21 protein-coding genes and 1 pseudogene are annotated in these 20008 nt (G+C 71.9%); 11 read left to right on the forward strand and 11 right to left on the reverse strand.

Features of this window, described 5'->3' with window-relative positions; genetic code table 11:
* Positions 1-96: 96 nt before the first annotated feature.
* Positions 97-897 (forward strand): Bax inhibitor-1/YccA family protein, encoded by an 801-nt coding sequence (locus JOF41_RS34920; protein ID WP_189224394.1) that lies wholly within the window; start codon positions 97-99, stop codon positions 895-897.
* Between the two features lie 157 nt (positions 898-1054).
* Here JOF41_RS34920 and JOF41_RS34925 read toward each other — a convergent pair whose 3' ends face one another.
* On the reverse strand, positions 1055-2272 hold the full coding sequence (locus JOF41_RS34925) for an acetyl-CoA C-acetyltransferase (protein ID WP_209623870.1): 1218 nt from the start codon (positions 2270-2272) through the stop codon (positions 1055-1057).
* Positions 2273-2440: 168 nt separating this feature from the next.
* On the opposite strand from JOF41_RS34925, the gene JOF41_RS34930 reads away from it, so the two are divergent.
* The 3 genes from JOF41_RS34930 to JOF41_RS34940 all read left to right on the forward strand — a co-directional run bounded on the left by JOF41_RS34930 (position 2441) and on the right by JOF41_RS34940 (position 6330).
* Positions 2441-3811, forward strand: a complete 1371-nt coding sequence (locus JOF41_RS34930) for a cystathionine beta-synthase (RefSeq protein WP_189224396.1) — start codon at positions 2441-2443, stop codon at positions 3809-3811.
* 119 nt (positions 3812-3930) lie between these two features.
* Entirely contained in the window at positions 3931-5094 is a 1164-nt protein-coding gene (locus JOF41_RS34935) for an RDD family protein (protein ID WP_209623871.1), read from the forward strand.
* A gap of 84 nt (positions 5095-5178) precedes the next feature.
* A complete protein-coding gene (locus JOF41_RS34940; RefSeq protein ID WP_189224397.1) occupies positions 5179-6330 on the forward strand; it encodes a cystathionine gamma-synthase in 1152 nt (383 codons plus the stop codon).
* A gap of 293 nt (positions 6331-6623) precedes the next feature.
* On the opposite strand, the gene JOF41_RS34945 is transcribed toward JOF41_RS34940, so the two are convergent.
* From JOF41_RS34945 to hppD, 3 genes are all read right to left on the reverse strand, one after another.
* A complete protein-coding gene (locus tag JOF41_RS34945; protein ID WP_209623872.1) occupies positions 6624-6896 on the reverse strand; it encodes a DUF2277 domain-containing protein in 273 nt (90 codons plus the stop codon).
* Positions 6897-6929: 33 nt separating this feature from the next.
* Positions 6930-7166 (reverse strand): hypothetical protein, encoded by a 237-nt coding sequence (locus JOF41_RS34950; protein ID WP_209623873.1) that lies wholly within the window; start codon positions 7164-7166, stop codon positions 6930-6932.
* A gap of 140 nt (positions 7167-7306) precedes the next feature.
* A complete protein-coding gene (hppD, locus tag JOF41_RS34955) occupies positions 7307-8488 on the reverse strand; it encodes a 4-hydroxyphenylpyruvate dioxygenase (RefSeq protein ID WP_189224400.1) in 1182 nt (393 codons plus the stop codon).
* Between the two features lie 75 nt (positions 8489-8563).
* Between hppD and JOF41_RS34960 the strand changes: the two genes are divergently transcribed.
* A complete protein-coding gene (locus JOF41_RS34960) occupies positions 8564-9058 on the forward strand; it encodes an Lrp/AsnC family transcriptional regulator (protein ID WP_189224401.1) in 495 nt (164 codons plus the stop codon).
* 58 nt (positions 9059-9116) lie between these two features.
* Here JOF41_RS34960 and greA read toward each other — a convergent pair whose 3' ends face one another.
* Both greA and JOF41_RS34970 read right to left on the reverse strand, forming a co-directional pair.
* The gene (greA, locus tag JOF41_RS34965) at positions 9117-9614 is read right to left on the reverse strand and encodes a transcription elongation factor GreA (protein ID WP_189224402.1); all 498 of its coding nucleotides are present in this window, start codon (positions 9612-9614) and stop codon (positions 9117-9119) included.
* Between the two features lie 183 nt (positions 9615-9797).
* On the reverse strand, positions 9798-10217 hold the full coding sequence (locus tag JOF41_RS34970; protein WP_307867667.1) for a DUF4307 domain-containing protein: 420 nt from the start codon (positions 10215-10217) through the stop codon (positions 9798-9800).
* 109 nt (positions 10218-10326) lie between these two features.
* Between JOF41_RS34970 and mca the strand changes: the two genes are divergently transcribed.
* A complete protein-coding gene (gene mca, locus JOF41_RS34975) occupies positions 10327-11208 on the forward strand; it encodes a mycothiol conjugate amidase Mca (protein WP_189224404.1) in 882 nt (293 codons plus the stop codon).
* A complete protein-coding gene (locus JOF41_RS34980) occupies positions 11205-11453 on the forward strand; it encodes a hypothetical protein (RefSeq protein WP_372448510.1) in 249 nt (82 codons plus the stop codon). Before mca ends, JOF41_RS34980 begins: the two co-directional genes overlap by 4 nt.
* 11 nt (positions 11454-11464) lie before the next feature.
* Here the strand turns inward: JOF41_RS34980 and JOF41_RS34985 are convergent.
* Positions 11465-12235: pseudogene (locus tag JOF41_RS34985) on the reverse strand (metallophosphoesterase); the annotation flags it as partial.
* Positions 12236-12501: 266 nt separating this feature from the next.
* Between JOF41_RS34985 and JOF41_RS34990 the strand changes: the two are divergent.
* Positions 12502-14472 carry a thioredoxin domain-containing protein gene (locus JOF41_RS34990; RefSeq protein WP_209623876.1) on the forward strand — a complete coding sequence of 657 codons (1971 nt, stop codon included), beginning with the start codon at positions 12502-12504 and terminating at the stop codon, positions 14470-14472.
* 78 nt (positions 14473-14550) lie between these two features.
* Complete coding sequence (gene abmR / locus JOF41_RS34995; protein WP_189224407.1) at positions 14551-15099, forward strand: ATP-binding transcription factor AbmR; 549 nt, start codon at positions 14551-14553, stop codon at positions 15097-15099.
* Positions 15100-15174: 75 nt separating this feature from the next.
* Here the strand turns inward: abmR and JOF41_RS35000 are convergent, their stop codons facing one another.
* Positions 15175-15567 carry an NUDIX hydrolase gene (locus tag JOF41_RS35000; RefSeq protein ID WP_209623877.1) on the reverse strand — a complete coding sequence of 131 codons (393 nt, stop codon included), beginning with the start codon at positions 15565-15567 and terminating at the stop codon, positions 15175-15177.
* Positions 15568-15587: 20 nt separating this feature from the next.
* Positions 15588-16265 (reverse strand): PAQR family membrane homeostasis protein TrhA, encoded by a 678-nt coding sequence (gene trhA / locus JOF41_RS35005; RefSeq protein ID WP_209623878.1) that lies wholly within the window; start codon positions 16263-16265, stop codon positions 15588-15590.
* 81 nt (positions 16266-16346) lie between these two features.
* Between trhA and JOF41_RS35010 the strand changes: the two genes are divergently transcribed.
* The gene (locus tag JOF41_RS35010) at positions 16347-17126 is read left to right on the forward strand and encodes an isoprenyl transferase (protein WP_189224409.1); all 780 of its coding nucleotides are present in this window, start codon (positions 16347-16349) and stop codon (positions 17124-17126) included.
* Positions 17127-17362: 236 nt separating this feature from the next.
* On the opposite strand, the gene JOF41_RS35015 is transcribed toward JOF41_RS35010, so the two are convergent.
* Together JOF41_RS35015 and JOF41_RS35020 are read right to left on the reverse strand one after the other, a co-directional pair.
* The gene (locus JOF41_RS35015; RefSeq protein WP_209624675.1) at positions 17363-17725 is read right to left on the reverse strand and encodes a hypothetical protein; all 363 of its coding nucleotides are present in this window, start codon (positions 17723-17725) and stop codon (positions 17363-17365) included.
* Between the two features lie 299 nt (positions 17726-18024).
* Complete coding sequence (locus tag JOF41_RS35020) at positions 18025-18348, reverse strand: hypothetical protein (RefSeq protein WP_209623879.1); 324 nt, start codon at positions 18346-18348, stop codon at positions 18025-18027.
* A gap of 184 nt (positions 18349-18532) precedes the next feature.
* Here JOF41_RS35020 and JOF41_RS35025 point away from each other — a divergent pair, with 184 nt between their 5' ends.
* Positions 18533-19840, forward strand: a complete 1308-nt coding sequence (locus JOF41_RS35025; RefSeq protein WP_209623880.1) for a DUF885 domain-containing protein — start codon at positions 18533-18535, stop codon at positions 19838-19840.
* Positions 19841-20008 lie beyond the last annotated feature (168 nt).

Raw genomic sequence — 20008 nt, forward strand, 5'->3', positions numbered from 1 at the left:
TTCCGTCCGGGTAAAGTCGCTTTTACCCGACGGGAACCGATCGACTCGTGTGGTCGTTGAACCCCGTGACGGCGTCAGACGCCACAGGAGGACGAGGTGCGTACCACCAGCAACCCCGCGTTCCGCAACCTGCCGACCGGCGGCGGTTACGGGAACTACGCAGGCTTCGGCCAGCCGTACCAGGCGCAGCAGTACGGCGGCTACCAGGGTGCTCCGCCGACCACCGGCGAGCGCCCGATCACCATCGACGACGTGGTCACCAAGACCGCGACCACGCTGGCACTGACCCTGGTCACCGGCTTCGTCTCGGCGTGGCTGGTGCTCACCGGCCAGGTCGCGCCGATGGCGCTGATGCTGCCGGGCATGCTGGTCGGCCTGGTCGTGTCGCTGGTCATCATCTTCAAGCGCACCCCCAGCGCGCCGCTGGTGCTGACCTACGCGGCGGCGGAGGGCGTGTTCCTCGGCGGCATCACCGGCGTGTTCGAGGCGATCTTCCCCGGCATCGCCTGGCAGGCCATCCTCGGCACGTTCGGCGTGTTCGGCGCGATGCTCGTGGTCTACAAGACCGGTGCGATCCGGGTCACCCCCCGGCTGACCAAGTGGATCATCGGCGCGACCGTGGGCGCGGCCGTGCTGATGCTGGGCAACCTGCTGCTGGGCCTGTTCGGCGTGAACATGGGCCTGCGCGACGGCGGTGCCCTGGCGATCGTGTTCAGCCTCGTGGTGATCGGTATCGCGGCCTTCAACTTCCTGCTGGACTTCGAGGCCGCGAACGAGATGATCCGCAGCGGCGTCCCGGCGAAGTGGGCGTGGTGGGCCGCGTTCGGCCTGATGACCACCCTGGTCTGGCTGTACCTGGAGATCCTGCGCCTGCTGTCCTACCTGCAGCGCGACTAGCACTCCGCGTCACGACCCAGCCGCACGACCCAGCTCCATGAGGAAGGGCGCCCGCCTCCCGGCGGGCGCCCTTCCTCATGCGCCTGCAAGTACTACCCGACCCCCGCCCCAGGGCCGCTCGCTACTACCCGGCGGCCCTGGGGCGGGGGGCACCGGGTCAGCTCAGCCGCTCCAGCACCATGGCCATGCCCTGCCCGCCGCCGACGCACATGGTCTCCAGGCCGAACTGCTTGTCGTGGAACTGCAGCGAGTTGATCAGCGTCGTGGTGATCCGCGCGCCGGTCATGCCGAACGGGTGACCCACCGCGATCGCGCCGCCGTTGACGTTGAGCTTGTCCAGGTCGATGCCCAGGTCCCGGTAGGACGGGATCACCTGGGCGGCGAACGCCTCGTTGATCTCCACCAGGTCGATGTCCCCGATCGACATGCCCGCCAGCGCCAGCGCCCGCTTGGACGCCTCCACCGGGCCGAGGCCCATGATCTCCGGCGACAGGCCGGACACGCCGGTGGACACGATCCGGGCCAGCGGCGTGATGCCCAGCTCGCGCGCCTTCACGTCGCTCATGATCACCAGCGCCGCCGCGCCGTCGTTGAGCGGGCAGCAGTTGCCCGCGGTGACCCGCCCGTCCGGCCGGAACACCGGCTTGAGCGCGGAGACGCCCTCGTAGGTCACCCCGGCGCGCGGACCGTCGTCAGCCGAGACCACGGTCCCGTCCGGCAGCGTCACGGGCGTGATCTCGCGCGCCCAGAACCCGTCCGCGATGGCCTTCTCGGCCAGGTTCTGCGAGCGCACGCCGAACTGGTCCATCTCCTCCCGCGTCACGCCCTTGGCCAGCGCCAGGTTCTCCGCGGTCTGCCCCATGGCGATGTAGATGTCGGGCAGCTGCCCGGACTGGCGGGGGTCCTCCCACGACGACGCCCCGGCGGCGGTGGCCGCGGTGCGCGCCTCGGCGTCGGCGAACAGCGGGTTGTGCGTGTCCGGCCAGCTGTCGGAGCTGCCGCGGGCGAAGCTGGAGACCGTCTCCACGCCCGCGCTGATGAACACGTCGCCCTCGCCCGCCTTGATCGCGTGCAGCGCCATCCGCGTGGTCTGCAGCGACGACGCGCAGTACCGGGTCACCGTGGTGCCCGGCAGGGTGTCGTAGCCCGCCAGCACGGCGACCACGCGCGCCATGTTGAAGCCCTGCTCGCCGCCGGGCAGGCCGCAGCCGAGCATCAGGTCGTCGATGTCGGCGGGGTCGAGCTGGGGGACCTTGGCCAGCGCGGCCTTGAGCACCTGGACGGTCAGGTCGTCGGCGCGCACGTCCTTGAGCGAGCCCTTGCCCGCGCGGCCGATGGGGGACCGGGCGGCGGAGACGATCACGGCCTCAGGCATACGGAACTCCTTTGTTTCGCCGCGGCGTGTGTGCGCAGCCTAGTTAACGCTGGTTCAGGTCGACCGCGGTTGGTGACCCACGCCGCTGGTCCTCCTGGCGGCGGCGGCAGGGGGCGCGAGATACGCTCGTCGGGTCATCCGGCAGCTGTGGAAGGGCGGGCAACTCCCGTGGAGTACGTCGAGAGCGTTGTCGACCTGGTGGGCAACACACCGCTGGTGAAGCTCAACGCGCTCGCCGAAGGGCTGTCGCCGCTGATCCTCGCGAAGGTCGAGTACCTCAACCCCGGCGGCAGCGTGAAGGACCGGATCGCCCTGCGCATGGTCGAGGCGGCCGAGCGCTCCGGCGAGCTCAAGCCGGGCGGCACCATCGTCGAGCCCACCTCCGGCAACACCGGGGTCGGCCTGGCGCTGGTGGCCCAGCGCAAGGGCTACAAGTGCGTGTTCGTCTGCCCGGACAAGGTCAGCGTGGACAAGCGCAACGTGCTCAAGGCCTACGGCGCCGAGGTCGTGGTGTGCCCGACGGCGGTCCCGCCGGAGCACCCCGACTCCTACTACAACGTCTCCGACCGCCTGGTAGCCGAGATCCCCGGCGCGTGGAAGCCCAACCAGTACGCCAACCCGGAGAACCCGGCCAGCCACTACCACGGCACCGGCCCGGAGGTGTGGCGGCAGACCGAGGGCCGGATCACCCACTTCGTCGCGGGCGTCGGCACCGGCGGCACCATCTCCGGCACCGGCCGCTACCTCAAGGAGGTCTCCGGCGGTCGGGTGAAGGTCATCGGCGCGGACCCGGAGGGCTCGGTCTACTCCGGCGGCACGGGCAGGCCCTACCTGGTCGAGGGCGTGGGCGAGGACTTCTGGCCGGACGCCTACGACCGGACCGTCTGCGACGACATCGTCGCGGTGTCCGACGCGGACTCCTTCGAGATCACCCGCAGGCTCGCCCGCGAGGAGGGCCTGCTGGTCGGCGGCTCCTGCGGCATGGCCGTGGCCGCGGCGCTGCGGGTGGCCCGCGACTGCGGCCCCGACGACGTGATCGTCGTGCTGCTGCCCGACGGCGGGCGCGGCTACCTGTCCAGCGTGTTCAACGACAAGTGGATGGCCTCCTACGGCTTCCTGTCGCCGGACACCTCCGGGGCCACGGTCGGCGACGTGCTGCGCCGCAAGGGCGGCCGGATGCCCGACCTGGTGCACGGCCACCCCAGCGAGACCGTCGCCGAGGCGGTGGCGATCATGCGCGAGTACGGCGTGTCCCAGATGCCCGTGGTCAACGCCGAGCCGCCGGTGATGGCCGCCGAGGTCGCGGGCGCGGTCAACGAGCGGGACCTGCTGGACGCGCTGTTCACCGGCAAGGCGCAGCTGACCGACCGGCTGGACAAGCACATGTCGCCCAAGCTGCCCACCATCGGCGCGGGCGAGCCGGTCGGCGCGGCGATGCAGGCGCTGTCCTCCGCCGACGGCGCGCTGGTGCTCGACGACGGCAAGCCCGCGGGCGTGGTCACCCGGCAGGACATCCTGGGGTTCCTGGCGGGGCGCTGATCGGCTGCCCGCCGGGGCACCGGGGGGCGGTTGCCGGTTCCGCCCCCGTCACCATCCGCTAGCGTGAGCCACCGATCTCGTCACACCAACGGCGCACGCCAAGGGGGTTGGAAACTGCGATGAACGCTCCGCAGCCGCCAGGTAACCAGCAGTTCGGCGGTCAACCGCAGCAGGAGCCGGGGCAGCAGCCAGCCAACCCGGACGCGACCCAGGTCGTGCCCGGCGGCGGTCACGCGGGTGGGCAGGCCCCGGTCTTCCCGTCCTCCGACGCCACTCAGGTCGTGTCCAGCGGCTCCACCGGGGCTTCCGGGGCCTCCGCCGGTCCCGCCACCGGGGGGCAGCCCGCGGCGAACTCCGACGCCACCCAGGTGGTGTCGTCCGGAGCGGCCCAGCAGGCCCAGCAGCAAGCACAGCAGCAGGCCCAGCAGGCTCAGCAGCAGGCCGCTTCGGGCGGGTTCCCGGCCCAGCCGCAGGCGCAGCCCGGCTTCCCGCCGCCGCCCGGCCAGTACGGGCAGCAGCCGCCGCAGCAGTACGGCCAGCAGCCCGCCCCTTACGGCCAGCCGCCGCAGTACGGTCAGCAGCAGCAGTGGGGTGCGCCGCAGCCCGGCTACGGCCAGCCGCCGCAGCAGCAGTGGGGTGCCCCGCCGCCCGGCTACGGCCAGCAGGCCCACCCCGCGCCCGCAGGCGGCTACGCCGAGTGGGGCACCCGCGCCCTCGGCGCGCTGGTCGACTACGGCACGCCCGCCGTGGTCATGGGCCTGCTCATCGGCATCGGCATCGCGATGGCCGACCTGTCGCTGCTGATGATCTTCTACGCCCTCAGCGGCCTGCTCTCGTTCGGCTGGGCGCTCTACAACGCCTGCTACCTCCAGGGCAGCACCGGCCAGACGCTGGGCAAGCGGGTCGCCAAGATCAAGCTGGTCAGCGAGGAGACCGGTCAGCCGATCGGCTTCGGCAACGCCTTCGTCCGCCAGCTGTGCCACTTCGTGGACATCCTGCCCTGCTACGTGGGCTTCTTCGCGCCGCTGTGGGACGCCAGGAAGCGCACCTGGGCGGACAGCATCATGGGCACGGTCGTGGTGAACGCCCCCGAGGGCGTGCCCGGCGGACACCCCGGTGGCCACCCCGGCGCGGGCGGCCAGCCGCAGCAGTACCCGCCGCAGCAGCAGCCCTACGGCTACGGCCAGCAGCCGCAGTCCAACCCGTACGGCCAGCCCCAGGCCAACCCGTACGGCCAGCAGCAGCCGGGGTACGGCCAGCAGCAGCCGCCCCAGCAGTGGTGACTTCTCTCCCCCCGGAGCACCCACCGCCCGTCAGCCGATCGGCTGGCGGGCGGCCGCTTTTCACGCCCCCGTAGCCTGGGGAGCATGACGGACAGCGGCCACCAGGGCTTCGCAACGAGGGCGATCCACGCCGGGCAGGAACCCGACCCCACCACCGGCGCGGTCATCCCGCCCATCTACGCCACCTCCACCTACGCGCAGGACGGCGTGGGCGGGCTGCGCCAGGGGTTCGAGTACTCGCGCACCGGCAACCCCACGCGGCGGGCGCTGGAGGAGTGCCTGGCCGCGCTGGAAGGCGGCAGGCACGGCCGCGCGTTCGCCTCGGGCATGGCCGCCACCGACACCGCGCTGCGCGCGCTGCTGCGCCCCGGCGACCACCTGATCATCCCCAACGACGCCTACGGCGGCTCGTTCCGGCTCATCGACAAGGTGCTGCGGCCGTGGGGCGTCGAGCACACCCCGGTCGCGCTGTCCGACGTGGACGCGGTGCGCGCCGCGGTGCGCCCCAACACCAAGGTGATCTGGGTCGAGACGCCCACCAACCCGCTGCTCAACATCGCCGACATCGCGGCGCTGTCCCAGGTCGCGCGCTCGGCGGGCGCGCGGCTGGTGGTGGACAACACCTTCGCCTCGCCCTACCTGCAGAACCCGCTGGAGCTGGGCGCGGACGTGGTCATGCACTCGACCACCAAGTACATCGGCGGCCACTCCGACCTGGTCGGCGGCGCGCTGATCACCTCCGACGACGAGCTGGACGCCCAGTTCGGCTTCCTGCAGAACGGCTCGGGCGGGGTGCCCAGCGCGTTCGACGCGTGGCTGACCCTGCGCAGCCTGAAGACCCTCGAAGTGCGCATGGAGAAGCACTCGGACAACGCCGAGCGGGTCGCCGAGGCGCTGACGCGGCACCCGAGGGTGGCGTCGGTGCTCTACCCCGGCCTGCCCGAGCACCCCGGCCACGAGGTCGCGGCCAAGCAGATGCGCCGGTTCGGCGGCATGATCTCGTTCGTGGTCGAGGGCGGCGAGGAGGCCGCGCTGGAGGTGTGCTCGCGCACCCGGCTGTTCACCCTGGCCGAGTCGCTGGGCGGGGTCGAGTCGCTGATCGAGCACCCCGGTCGGATGACCCACGCCAGCGTGGCGGGGACGCTGCTGGAGGTCCCGGCCGCGCTGATCCGCATCTCCGTGGGCCTGGAGTCCGCCGACGACCTGGTCGCCGACCTCCTCTCCGCCCTGTCCTGACCCCCACCCCGCGAGTCGAACGCTCAGGTACCGCGAGTCGAACGCTCAGGACCCCTGAGTTCGTCGTTGGGGTGTGGTGGGGGTGCGCTCGCCGCGCGGCAGGTCGCCAAGGATGGCGGGTCGCGGGCGGTCCGCTGCGCGTGCTTCGCGCGCGCCCGCCCTGGTGCGTCGGCAAGTACCACCCGAGGCCGCCGGGAGGGCCGGTAACTACACCCCGACCGGCGCGAAAGTGCCGGTCGGGGTGCGCGAATGTTGAGTTCAGGGTGTCTGGAGGTTCGACTCGCGGGGGTGGGTCAGCGGGGGCGGTAGCGGTCGGCGGCGCGGGCTTTCGCCTTCGCGGCTTCGACCTCGCGGTCGCGCGGCGGGCCCTTGGTCACCAGGCTGTCCAGCAGGACCCTGGTGGCCTCGGCGACCGCCGCCACGGCCGCCTCGAACGCCTCCGCGTTGGCCGCCGAGGGGTGGGTGGTGCCGCTGACCTTGCGCACGTACTGCACCGCCGCCGCGTGGACCTCGTCCTCGGTCGCGGGCGGTTCGAAGTTGTGCAGCACCCGGATGTTCCGACACATGCGACCACTATCGCGCGAAACGGCGGGCGGAGCTCAGGGTTTGACGTCGTACCGCGCGCTGTCCACCGGCTCGGGCGCGGTGGGCAGGTCGTGGCCGTCGAGGCAGCCGCCGACGAACTCGACCGCGCCGTCCTCGCGCTGCACGAACCGACCGCTGTCCTCGCAGCCCGCGTGGGCCACGGTGAAGAAGGCCGCGCCGGTCAGCGCCACGGCCGTGGCGACCGCTCCGGCGAGCGGGAGCAGCGCGGTGACCCGTCCCGCGAGCGCCATGCCACCTCCCAGGTGAACGCGGTGTGAGGGGAATCCCCAAGCCGAGCGTACCCGTCCGTGGAGGTCCCGCGCCGCGCCCCGGACCGACCGACAGCAAAAAGGGGCGGGCCCGCTGGACCCGCCCCTCGCGAAGCTGAAGATCACAGGTTCCCGCGACGCTCCTGCTCCCGCTCGATGGCCTCGAACAGGGCCTTGAAGTTGCCCTTGCCGAAGCCGAGCGACCCGTGCCGCTCGATCAGCTCGTAGAACACCGTGGGCCGGTCGCCGATCGGCGCGGTGAAGATCTGCAGCAGGTAGCCGTCCTCGTCCCGGTCGACCAGGATGCGGTGCTGCTTGAGCACCTCGATCGGCACCCGCACCTCGCCGATGCGCGCCCGCAGCTCCGGGTCGTCGTAGTAGGAGTCCGGGGTGTCCAGGAACTCGATGCCCGCCGCGCGCATGTGCTCGACGGTGGCCACGATGTCGTTGGTGGCCAGCGCGATGTGCTGCACGCCCGCGCCCTCGTAGAACTCGAGGTACTCGTCGATCTGGGACTTGCGCTTGGCGATGGCGGGCTCGTTGAGCGGGAACTTGACGCGGTGGTTGCCGTTGGACACCACCTTGCTCATCAGCGCCGAGTAGTCGGTGGCGATGTCGTCGCCGATGAACTCCGCCATGTTCACGAAGCCCATGACGCGGTTGTACCACTCGACCCAGTAGTCCATCTTGCCCAGCTCGACGTTGCCGACGCAGTGGTCGACGGCCTGGAACAGGCGCTTGGGCGAGCCCTCCGGGCGCACCACCGCGCTCTGCTTGGCCACGTAGCCGGGCAGGTAGGGGCCGTGGTAGCGGGACCGGTCGACCAGGCTGTGGCGGGTCTCGCCGTAGGTCGCGATCGCCGCGCGCCGGACGGTGCCGTGCTCGTCGGTGACGTCGTGCGGCTCCTCCAGCACGGTGGCGCCCTGGGCGCGGGCGTGCGCGACGCACTTGTCCACGTCGTCCACCTCCAGCGCCAGGTCGACGACGCCGTCGCCGTGCCTGCGGTGGTGGTCGAGCAGGGGGCTGTCGGGCGCGACGCCGCCGTTGATGACGAACCGGGCCGAGCCGGACTTGAGCACGAAGGACTTGTGGTCCCGCTGCCCGGTCTCCGGTCCGGCGTAGGCGACGAGCTGCATCCCGAAGGCGACTTGGTAGAACCACGCGGTCTGGGTCGCGTTGCCGACCACGAAGACCACGGCGTCCATGGAGCGGACGGGGAACGGGTCCCGCGTCCCGTCGTAGTCGACCAGGCCCACGAGTTGGCGGAGCTGGTCGTAGCTCACGTCGTCAAGCTGCTGCGTCATGGGTCACAGGATGTGAGCCGGTGAACAGGGTGGGCAACAGCCTGTTGTTCGGCTGGTCAGTTTGTACAGTGGTTCATGGCTCAGGACGGACAAGTTGAGCACTTTGACCAGTCGGTGGACCGGCTCGACGCGCGGCTGTTGCTGCTGCTCACCGACGAGCCCCGGTTGGGGGTGCTGGAGTGCTCGCGCAGGTTGGGCGTGGCGCGCGGCACGGTGCAGGCGCGGCTGGACCGGCTGACCGCCAGGGGTGTGCTCACCGGCTTCCCGCCCGCGGTGGACCTGGCCGCGATGGGCTACGGGCTGACCGCGTTCGCCGTGCTGGAGATCGCGCAGGGCAGGCGGCGGGAGGTGGTGGACGGGCTGGCCGCCATCGGCGAGGTGTGCGAGGTGCACGCGACCACCGGCCAGGGGGACCTGTTCGCGCGGGTGGTGGCCCGGTCCAACGCCGACCTGCAGCGGGTGATCGACGAGATCGTGGACGTGCCGGGCGTGCGGCGGCTGTCCAGCTCGATCGCGCTGTCCACGCCGGTGCCGCCGCGGGTGCGCCCGCTGCTGGAGCGCATCACCTGACCGCGACACGCGAGAGGGGCGGCCACCCCGCGTGGTGGCCGCCCCTCTGGCACGGACCTCAGCCCGAGTAGGGCACCGCCTTGATCAGCGTGACCTTCATCGTGCTGCCGCTGGGCAGCTCGTACTCGCGGGTCTCGCCCTCCTTGGCGCCCAGCAGGGCCTTGCCCAGCGGGGACGAGGGGGAGTACACCTCCAGCGCGCCGTGCGCGCCCTCCTCGCGGGTGGCGAGCAGGAACTCCTCGGTCTCGTCATCGCCCTCGTAACGCACCGTGAGCACCATCCCCGGCGCGGCCACGCCGTTGACGGTGGGGGCCTCGCCGACCTTGGCCACGCGGAGCAGCTCCTGCAGCTGGCGGATGCGGGCCTCCTGCTTGCCCTGCTCCTCGCGCGCCGCGTGGTAGCCGCCGTTCTCCCGGAGGTCGCCCTCCTCCCGGCGAGCGTTGATCTCCGCGGCGATGACCGGGCGGTTCTCGATCATCTCGTCCAGCTCGGTCTTGAGCCGGTCGTAGGCCTCCTGGGTCAGCCAGGTCACCTCAGTGTCGCTCACGGTTACCAACTCCTCGTCTTGCTCCAGGCCCGTGGTGTGGGCTGGCAGTTCCCGGACGCGAACGTCCGGAACGGAAAAACACGGCCCGCGCCGGGGCCGTGCTGAAAGGCAAGAGTAACATGCCGACAACGTTCGGCGACGGTGTTTCGTTCCCCGAGGCGGCAACAAAGCCGCAGATCACCCGCTTGGCCGCTACCTCGTGGACAGGTAGGCCGGGACCTGGTAGGAGCAGCCGAAGACCTCTCCGGTCACGGGGGGTTTCGACGTCTTGAGGACGGTCCTGGCGAACGTGGTGCCCGGCCCCGGAGGCACCAGCACCTCGCGTCTGCCCGCCTCGTCGCCATCATCGGAGCGTGCACGAACGACGCACACCACCGCACGGTCGGGGGTGTCCCGGACGACTTCCAGGGTGATCTCCACCGAGCCCGCGTCCAGCACCTGGAAAGCGGTCTGCTTCGCCTCCACCGGCTTGGCGCCGAGGTTGCGGTAGCCGACCCAGGCCACCACGGCGCCCAGCAGCACGGCGATCACGGGCAGTGACCACCGGGCCCACTTCGGCATCGGCTTGCTCGTCTTGCCGTACCTGCCCTCGGGCAGCGCGCGTCCTGCCACCTGCTCGCGCCTCCTACCCGTGGGGAACAATGTGCCGCGACCACCGCGTTGAGTGTCGCAGGGGCCGAGGGGGCTCCGTTCGGCAGGGCCAAGGAGGACTACCACCGTCATGGTTGAGAAGCTGCGACTGATGGCGGTGCACGCGCACCCCGACGACGAGTCGAGCAAGGGTGCGGCCACCATGGCGCGCTACGTGGCCGAGGGCCACGAGGTGATGGTCGTGACGTGCACCGGCGGTGAGGCGGGCAGCATCCTCAACCCCGCCATGGACCGACCCGACGTTTTGGAGAACATGGCCGCGATCCGCCGCGAGGAGATGGCGCGCGCGGCCGAGATCCTCGGCATCCAGCACCGCTGGCTGGGCTTCGTGGACTCGGGCCTGCCCGAGGGCGACCCGCTGCCGCCGCTGCCCGAGGGCTGCTTCGCGCTGGTCCCGCTGGAGGAGTCGGTGCCGCCGCTGGTGGCGCTGATGCGCGAGTTCCGCCCGCACGTGGTCGTCACCTACGACGAGAACGGCGGCTACCCGCACCCCGACCACATCCGCTGCCACGAGGTCTCGGTGGCCGCGTTCGACGCCGCGGGCGACCCGGACCGCTACCCGGAGGCGGGCGAGCCGTGGCAGCCGCTCAAGCTGTACTACTCGCACGGCTTCTCCCGCGCCAAGCTGCTGGCCTTCCACGAGGCGCTGCTGGCCATGGGGCAGGAGTCGCCGTACGCGGAGTGGCTGGCGGGCTGGGGCGCGGACCGGCCGGACGTGATGGAGCGGGTGACCACGCGCGTGGAGTGCGCGGACTACTTCCCGCAGCGCGACGAGGCCCTCAAGGCCCACGCCACCCAGATCGACCCGACCAGCCGCTGGTTCGCCGTGCCGCTGGAGCTGCAGCGCGAGCTGTGGCCCACCGAGGAGTACGAGCTGGCGCGCTCGCTGGTCGACAGCACCGTCCCCGAGGACGACCTGTTCGCGGGAGTTAGGGAAAAGGTGACAGCGTGAACCCGGTCCCCTGGGACCAGACCACGGCGCTGGTGCTCGTGCAGCCCTCGACCTCCAACGACCCCGGCGGGCAGCAGGAGGACTTCGGCAAGTCCTCCCCGCTGGGGCTGTTGCTCCTGGTGCTGTTCTTCATCGCGGTGTTCTTCCTGGTCCGCTCGATGAGCAAGCACCTGAAGAAGCTCCCCGCCTCCTTCGACCCGCCCGCGGCGGAGGAGAAGGCGGAGTCGGCGAAGAAGAAGGACTAGCCGCCGCGGCTGTACCAGACCCGGAGCGCGGGCACGGACACGATCTCGCGCTCCGGGTAGCGCAGCGCCGTGAGACGGCCGCCGAACACGCAGCCGGTGTCCAGGCACAGGGTTCCGTTGACCCACCGCGGTTCCTCGACCACGGTGTGTCCATAGAGGACCATCGCGTCGCCCCGGTAGTCGTCGGCCCATGGCAGCCGGACGGGGAAGCCGCGCTCGTCGCGCTCGCCGGTGCCCACGCCGTACAGGGCGGTGCTGCGGGCGCGGGAGGACTCCCGGCCGTGGAAGCGCTCGGGCAGCCCGGCGTGCGCGACCACCAGCCTGCCGCCGTCGAGCCGGTAGTGCGGGACCAGCGAGTCGCAGAACTCGACCACCTCGGTGCGGAACTCGGGCGTCTCGCGGGCCATTTGGGCGAGCGAGAGCTCCAAGCCGTGCGTGACCCGCACGTCGCGCCCCCGCAAGGCGCGCACGAACTTCTCCTCGTGGTTGCCGCGCACGCACAGCGCCCGACCGGCCCGCACCATGTCCATCACCAGCCGCAGCACGCCGGGCGTGTCCGGTCCCCGGTCGACCAGGTCGCCGACGAACACCGCCTTGCGGCCCTCGGGGTGCGCGCCGTCGCGGTAGCCCAGCTCGCGCAGCAGTCGCGCCAGCTCGGCGGCGCAGCCGTGCACGTCGCCGATCACGTCGAACGGGCCGGTCTCGTGGCGCAGGTCGTTGGGCAGCGGCTCGACCACCAGCTCCACCGGCTCCCCGCCGGTCAGGTGGACCCGGCGGAAGCCGCGCGGCTTGCGGTGGGCGCTGACCGCCACCGGCCGCGCGCCCGCCTCCTTGGCCAGGTGCAGCAGCGCCTCCGGGGCGCCGCCCTCGACCAGGACGACCTCGCGGTCCGCGAGCCGCCGGGCGACCTCGTCCAGCCGGTCGCCCGGCACCGCGCCGGGCAGCGCGACGTCGACCAGCAGGACCAGCGACCCGTCCGGGATGACGATCTCCACCCGGCCAGTCTCGCCGACCGGTAGCCGGGACGCCGCCCAATTACCGTGGGGGCATGACGAACCGGCTCGCGTCCTCGACCAGCCCGTACCTGCTCCAGCACGCGGACAACCCGGTCGACTGGCACCCGTGGTCGCCCGAGGCGTTCGCCGAGGCCCGCGAGCGGGGCGTGCCGGTGCTGCTGTCGGTGGGCTACGCGGCGTGCCACTGGTGCCACGTGATGGCGCACGAGTCGTTCGAGGACGAGGACACCGCGCGGTACATGAACGAGCACTTCGTCAACGTGAAGGTGGACCGCGAGGAGCGGCCCGACGTGGACGCGGTCTACATGGCGGTGACGCAGGCGTTGAGCGGCCAGGGCGGCTGGCCGATGACCTGCTTCCTCACCCCCGACGGCGAGCCGTTCTACGCGGGCACGTACTACCCGCCCGTGCCGGTGCGCGGGATGCCGTCGTTCCGCCAGGTGCTGGAGGCGATCGAGCACGCCTGGCGGGAGCAGGGCGACCAGGTGCGCCAGGCGGCGGCGAGCATCGTGGAGCAGCTGGCGGTCAAGCCGCTGCCGTCGTCCACAGTGGACGAGGACGTGCTGGCGGGCGCGGTGGTGTCCCTGCTGGGCCACTACGACCGCGCCAACGGCGGGTTCGGCGGCGCGCCCAAGTTCCCGCCGTCGATGGTGCTGGAGTTCCTGCTGCGCCACCACGAGCGCACCGGTTCGGTGCAGGCGTTCTCCATGGCGAGGGTGACGTGCGACGCGATGGCGTCCGGCGGCCTGTACGACCAGCTGGGCGGCGGGTTCGCCCGCTACAGCGTGGACGCGGCGTGGGTGGTGCCGCACTTCGAGAAGATGCTCTACGACAACGCCCTGCTGCTGCGCGTGTACACCCACCTCAGCCGCCGTGACGACAACCCCCGCTACCGCGAGGTGGTCCGGGACACCGCCGGCTTCCTGCTGCGCTGCCTGCTGACGGAGGAGGGCGGCTTCGCCGCGTCCCTCGACGCCGACACCGGGGGCGTCGAGGGCGCCACCTACGTGTGGACCCCGGCGCAGCTCGACGAGGTGCTGGGCGCCGACGGCCCGGCGGCCGCCGCCCGCTACGGCGTGACGGAGGAGGGCACGTTCGAGCACGGCACGTCCACGCTGCGGCTGCTGGGCGAGTCCAACCCCGCCTGGCAGCGGCGACTGCTCGCCGCCCGCGAGGCCAGGCCGCAGCCCGCGCGCGACGACAAGGTCGTGACCTCGTGGAACGGCCTGGCCGTCGCCGCGCTGGCGGAGGCGGGCGCGGTGTTCGGCGTGCCGTCCTGGATCGCCGCCGCCGAGCGCGCCGCGACGCTGCTGCTCGACGTGCACCTGGTCGGCGGCAGGCTGCTGCGCACCTCCCGCAACGGCGTGGCGGGCACCGCGGCGGGCGTGCTGGAGGACTACGGCTGCCTGGCCGAGGGGCTGCTGGCCCTGCACCAGGTCACCGCCGACACCCGGTGGCTGCTGACCGCCTGCGACCTGCTGGACACCGCGCTGACCCGGTTCGCGGGCGCCGAACCCGGCACCTACTACGACACCGCCGACGACGCCGAGGCCCTGGTGCAGCGCCCCTCCGACCCCTCGGACAACGCCACCCCGTCCGGCGCGTCGGCACTGGCCTCGGCGCTGGTCACCGCGTCCGCCCTGGGGGCGCCCAACGCGGCGGCCTACCGGGCGGCGGCCGAGGCGGCGGTCGACCGCGCCGGTCTGCTGGCCGCCCGCGAGCCGAGGTTCGCGGGCAACTGGCTCAGCGTCGCCGAGGCGCTGGCGCTCGGCCCGGTGCAGGTGGCCGTGGCGGGCGCGTCCCCGGAGCTGGTCTCCGCCGCCTGGCGCGGCGTCCACGGCGGCGGCGTGGTCGTGGCCGGTGAGCCGGACTCGACGCCGCTGCTGGCCGACCGGCCGCTGGTCGACGGCGCGCCCGCCGCCTACGTCTGCCGCGGCTTCGTGTGCGACCGCCCGGTCACCTCGGTCGCCGAGCTGACCGAGGCACTGGCCGTCCACCGCTAGCGAACCCCTCTTGCCCCGCTGTGTTGCGCGCGTAACTTCGGAAGCGTCGTAATCATGTAATCAAGCGAGGTGGGGACGATGCGGCGAAGCTGGGGAGGCTGGCAGCAGGGCGACCTGCCGCCCGCCACCGACGCGGCGGCGTGGTTCGCGGGCAGGCTGCCCGACGGCTGGTTCACCGGGGCCCCGGAGGTGGTGGTCGACCGCGAGGAGATCCTCGTGGTCGGCGAGCTGCCACCGCTGGAGGGCGAGTTCGACGACGACGCGGCCCGCGCGGCGGCCGAGTCGGGGCGGATCAGCCGGTTCCGCGAGCAGACCAGGGACGAGCGGATCGAGATCGCCCGCCAGGCCGAGCACCGCTACCGGCGCAAGGTCGCCTGGGGCGCGCGGCTGGGCGGCACGCGGGAGCTGTTCACCACCCTGTCCGTGCCCGTGATGACCAGGCTCAAGCAGCCCGAGCGCAAGGTGCTGGACACCCTGGTCGCCGCGGGCGTGGCGCGGTCCCGGTCCGACGCGCTGGCCTGGGCGGTCCGGCTGGTCGGCGAGCACGCCGACACCTGGCTGACCGAGCTGCGCGAGGCCATGGCCAAGGTCGACGACCTGCGCGCCCAGGGACCCGACCTGAGCTGAGCTCACCGCGAGTTCCGGGAGGTCGGGTAGTGGTTACCGGCCCGCGGGCGGGCGTCGGGTAGTACTTGCCTGCGCTCAGGGAAGGAGGCCGGTGGTGTGGAGGTGGTCGAGGACGGCCCGGTTGGCCGGGGAGACGCGGTCGCGGTCGGCGTAGGTCAGCCAGGCCACCTCCTCGACCTCGTTGCTCGCGGTCGGGGTGCCGCGGTAGTCGGCGGTGTAGCAGGTCATCCGCACCACCACGCCCTCCGGCCTGCCGTGCGCCTGCGCCTGGAAGGTGCCCAGGTGGCGCGCGGTGCCGGGGACGATGACCACGGCCAGCTCCTCCTCGACCTCCCGGACCAGCGCCTGCAGGTCCGTCTCGCCGGGCTCGCGCTTGCCGCCGGGCAGGTAGTACACGTCCTTGCCCCGCGACCGCGCCCCCAGCACCCGGCCGTCCTCCACCCGCACCCACGCCACCTTGTCGATCATCCCCACGCCTCCCGCGACCGTCAGGAGTAGATGGCGAACCAGATCGCGATGTAGTGGCACAGCGCCGCGAGCACCGTCGCGGCGTGGAAGAACTCGTGGTAGCCGAACACCCGCGGCCACGGGTTGGGCCAGCGGGTCGCGTAGAAGACCGCGCCCACCGTGTAGAGCAGGCCGCCCACCACGAGCAGCACCAGGGCCGCCACGCCCGCGTTGTGCAGCAGGTCGGGCAGCACGAAGACGGCCACCCAGCCCAGGGCGATGTAGATGGGCACCCCGAGCCACCTGGGCGCGTGCGGCCAGGCCAGCTTCAGGGTCACGCCGCACAGCGCGCCGATCCACACCACGGCCAGCACCGTGTTGCCGGTCGACGGGGGCATGGCCAGCAGGGCGAACGGCGTGTACGTGCCCGCGATGAACACGAAGATCATCGAGTGGTCCAGGCGCTTCATCCACGTCCGCGCCCGGACGCTCTGCCAGTTCACCCGGTGGTACAGCGCGCTGACGCCGAACAGGCCCAGTACGGTCGCGCCGTACACGGAGGTGGCCAGCGCGGCCTTGGCGGAGACCGTCGCGGCCGCGAGGGCGATGAGGGTCGCGCCGGTCGCCACCGACACGACGAAGGACCACAGGTGCAGCCAGCCGCGCAAACGAGGACGCAGCGCCGGTGCGGGGGTGTTGGAGTGCGTCGACGTGCTCACCTGCCTGAGGTTACGGGAGCGTAAGTTGGCGGGCAGCACACCACGGCGTGAGCGACACCACCCGGCGTACGCTCTTTCAGCGTGGGTCTTCGCGAGCGCGTCAAGAGCGTCCTTCTCAAAGGGTACGAGTACCGCCTCACCCGGTGGCTGGACGGCAAGCAGCGACCGCGCCACGTCGGGGTCGTCCTCGACGGCAACCGCCGCTGGGCCAAGGAGGCCGGCTTCACCGACGTCGCGCACGGCCACCGGGCCGGGGCGCGCAAGATCCTGGAGCTGCTGACCTGGTGCCGGGAGGCCGAGGTCGAGGTGGTCACGCTGTGGCTGCTGTCCACCGACAACCTCAACCGGCCCGCCGAGGAGCTCAACCCGCTGCTCGACATCATCGCCGACATCGTCGACGAGCTGGCCGAGCCGGACAAGCCGTGGCGGGTGCGGCACGTGGGCGCGCTGGACCTGCTGCCCACCGAGACCGCCGCGCGGCTGTCCGCGGCCTCGCTGCGCACCCGTGACCGGACGGGCCTGGAGGTCAACGTCGCGGTCGGCTACGGCGGTCGCCAGGAGATCGCGGACGCGGTGCGCAAGCTGCTGCTGGAGCACGCCGAGTCCGGCGGCACGATCGAGGAGCTGGCCGAGGTCCTGGACGTGGACCACATCGCCGAGCACCTCTACACCTCCGGCCAGCCCGACCCCGACCTGCTCATCCGCACCTCCGGCGAGCAGCGGCTGTCCGGGTTCATGCTGTGGCAGTCCGCGCACTCGGAGTTCTGGTTCTGCGAGGCGTACTGGCCGGAGTTCCGCCGCACCGACTTCCTGCGCGCCCTGCGCGACTACGCGGCCCGGCACCGCCGCTTCGGCTCCTGACCCCGCGTCGGCAAGTACTACCCGACGTCCCGCAGGGGGCCGGTAGCTACTACCCGGCCTCCCGGAACGCTCGGCTCGTGGTGGGTGAACGCTCAGTTCGGGGTGCGCGAACGCCCGGTTCGCGGTGTCCGGGCGCTCGACTCGGGGCTGGAACGCCGGAGGGCGGTGGCGGATCGGGATCCGCCACCGCCCTCGCGGTGCACTCGCTTCGAACCGGACGGGCTGGACGCCCCGTCCTACTCCGCCGCGGTCTCGGTGTCGATGTCGGTCTCGTTGCCGACGATCGCGGTCTCGTTCTCGTCCTCGCTGTAGCAGGTGATCGTGTCGCTCTCGGACAGGATCGGCACGATCGGGATCACCTCGAGGCCGCAGAGGTACACGTCGCTCAGCAGCTCGGAGTCGTTGAGGTTGATCAGACCGACCTGGTCGGCGGTGTTGGACTCGTTGTCCTCGTAGTTCAGCCACTCGACGCCGGGGACGTCGCCGTAGCCGTAGCCGTAGTAGTGCGGCTCACCGCTGGTCGCGAAAGCGGGAGAACCGGCCATCATGAAGCCGGCGGCGATGGCGGCCACCGTAGCTACCTTCTTCAGCACGTGCATTTCTCCTTGGTTGTGGATTTCAGGGGTCGGGGCCCGTGTGGCACTGCTGGGCTTCCGCGTTCGGAACCTATCGGGATGATCCGCGGTGTGCGATTTCAATACCCGATCGTGTGACTTCGTGGTGTGTTCCCGCTTGTGCCGCCAACGGTTCTGGTAAATGCCGCAATCGACGGCGACCCGAGTCAACTCCCCGCCTGACGTCCGCGGGGACGCAGGAGGGTGGCGGTGGGCCGGAGTTCCCACCGCCACCCGGCACCGGCACGGGGGACCGGCCGTCCGGCCTGCCCCCGCGTGGGCTCTCAGTCGCTGTCGATGTCGGTCTCGTTGCCGACGATGGCGGTCTCGTTCTCGTCCTGGCTGTAGCAGGTCACCGTGTCGTTCTCCGCAATGATCGGGATGACCGGGATGACCTCCAGACCGCAGGCGTAGATGTCGCTCAGGACCTCGGAGTCGTTGAGGTTGAGCAGGCCGGTCTGAGCGGCCTCGGTGCTCTCGTTGTCCTCGTAGTTCAGCCATTCGATGCCGGGGACGCCGTGCTCCTCGCCCGCGGTCGCGAAGGCCGGGGAGCCGACCATCAGGAAACCGGCGGCGATAGCGGTGACCGCAGCTGCCTTCTTCAGCACGTGATTCTCTCCTTGAGGCGAAAAATCCCGGTCGGAACACCCGGATGTACTTATGGGCTTTACGATCAGGAACATACCGGGGAACGGATACCGCGCGCCCCACTGAATACCCGATGGTGTGAGGCTTTCGCGCTTGTTTCCCCTGTACCGGTGATACTCGCCCGTTCGCCGTACCCTCGGGCCCGTGGACGCCGACGAGGTGGTGCGGGAGTACCAGCTGCTCGGGCTGCGCCTGGACCGGCTCTCGCCCGGCCTGGTCGACGCGTTCACCGGGGACCGGTCGCTGCGCGCGCGGGTGGACGACGAGCCGAGGTGGCACCCCGCCGCGCTGGCCGACCGGGCGGGCCTGCTGCGCCGCGAGCTGGCGGGCGCGGGCCTGCCCGGCGTCCGCGAGCGCTTCCTCGACGCCCACCTGACCGCGCTGGAGTGCACCGCGCGCAAGCTCGCGGGCGTGCGCGTGCCGTTCGTGGCGGAGGTGCGCGCCTACTTCCAGGTCGACATCCGCCCCGGCGAGCCGGACGACTACCGCCGCGCCCACGCCGCCCTGGAGGACCTGCTGCCCGGCGACGGCCCGCTCCGGCGCAGGCTGGCCGATCACCGGGAGCACGACCAGGTGCCGCCGCGCAGGCTGGCGGAGTGCGTGCACGCCCTGTCCGACGCCCTGCGCGAGCGGGTGCGGGGGCGCTGCGGGCTGCCCGCCGAGGAGGAGGTGCGCTACCGGGTGGTCGCCGACCAGCCGTGGAGCGGCTTCAACCGCTACCTGGGCGGCTTCCGCTCGCTGGTGGCGGTCAACGCCGACGCGGGCCATCGGATGTCCACCCTGCCGCACCTGGTCGCCCACGAGTCCTACCCCGGCCACCACACCGAGCACTGCCGCAAGGATGCGGGCCTGGTCGCCGCGCGCGGCCACGCCGAGCAGTCGATCTTCCTGATCAACACCCCGCAGTGCCTGCTCGCCGAGGGGCTGGCCGAGTTGGGCCTGCACGCCGCGGTGGGCCCCGGCTGGGGCCGCTGGACCGAGGAGGTGCTGGGGGCGCGCGGCCTGCGCCTGGACGGCGAGCTGGCCGAGCGGGTGGACGACGCGGTGGCGGGCCTGCTGACCGTGCGGCAGGACGCCGCGCTGATGCTGCACGACCGGCGCGCCCACCCCGACGACGTGGTGGCGTTCCTGCGCCGCTGGCTGCTGGTGCCCGAGGAGCGGGCCCGGCGGATGGTGCGCTTCCTGGCCGACCCGCTGTGGCGCGCCTACACCACCACCTACGTCGAGGGCGCGCGGCTGGTGCGCGCGTGGCTGGACCGGGAGCCGGGCAGTGGGACCGGCAGTGGGACTGGCAGTGGGACTGGGGGCGGGACGCTCAGCGACCGCTACTTGCGCCTGCTGGATGAACCGCTGGTCCCCCGGACGTTGCAGGAGGACTTGGCGCGTGAGCTGCCCGGCGGACCGACCACAGCCGGTGATCACCCGGACGGCATCCGGCCGCACCCCCGCTGAGCTGGGCGGACGAGCGTTCGTTTCGGTCAGGTGACGATCGCGGGCGGCGCGCAAGCACCCGTTGTGGGCATCTTTCGGTGATTTTGCCCGCGGATGACGAGTTGGCGAATCACCTGTGTGGCTGCCTGCAGAAGAGGTAGTCGCGGAGGTAACTTCCGAACTGGCGGG

The sequence above is a fragment of the Saccharothrix coeruleofusca genome, assembly GCF_017876325.1.
GTDB classification, from domain to species: Bacteria; Actinomycetota; Actinomycetes; order Mycobacteriales; family Pseudonocardiaceae; genus Actinosynnema; species Actinosynnema coeruleofuscum.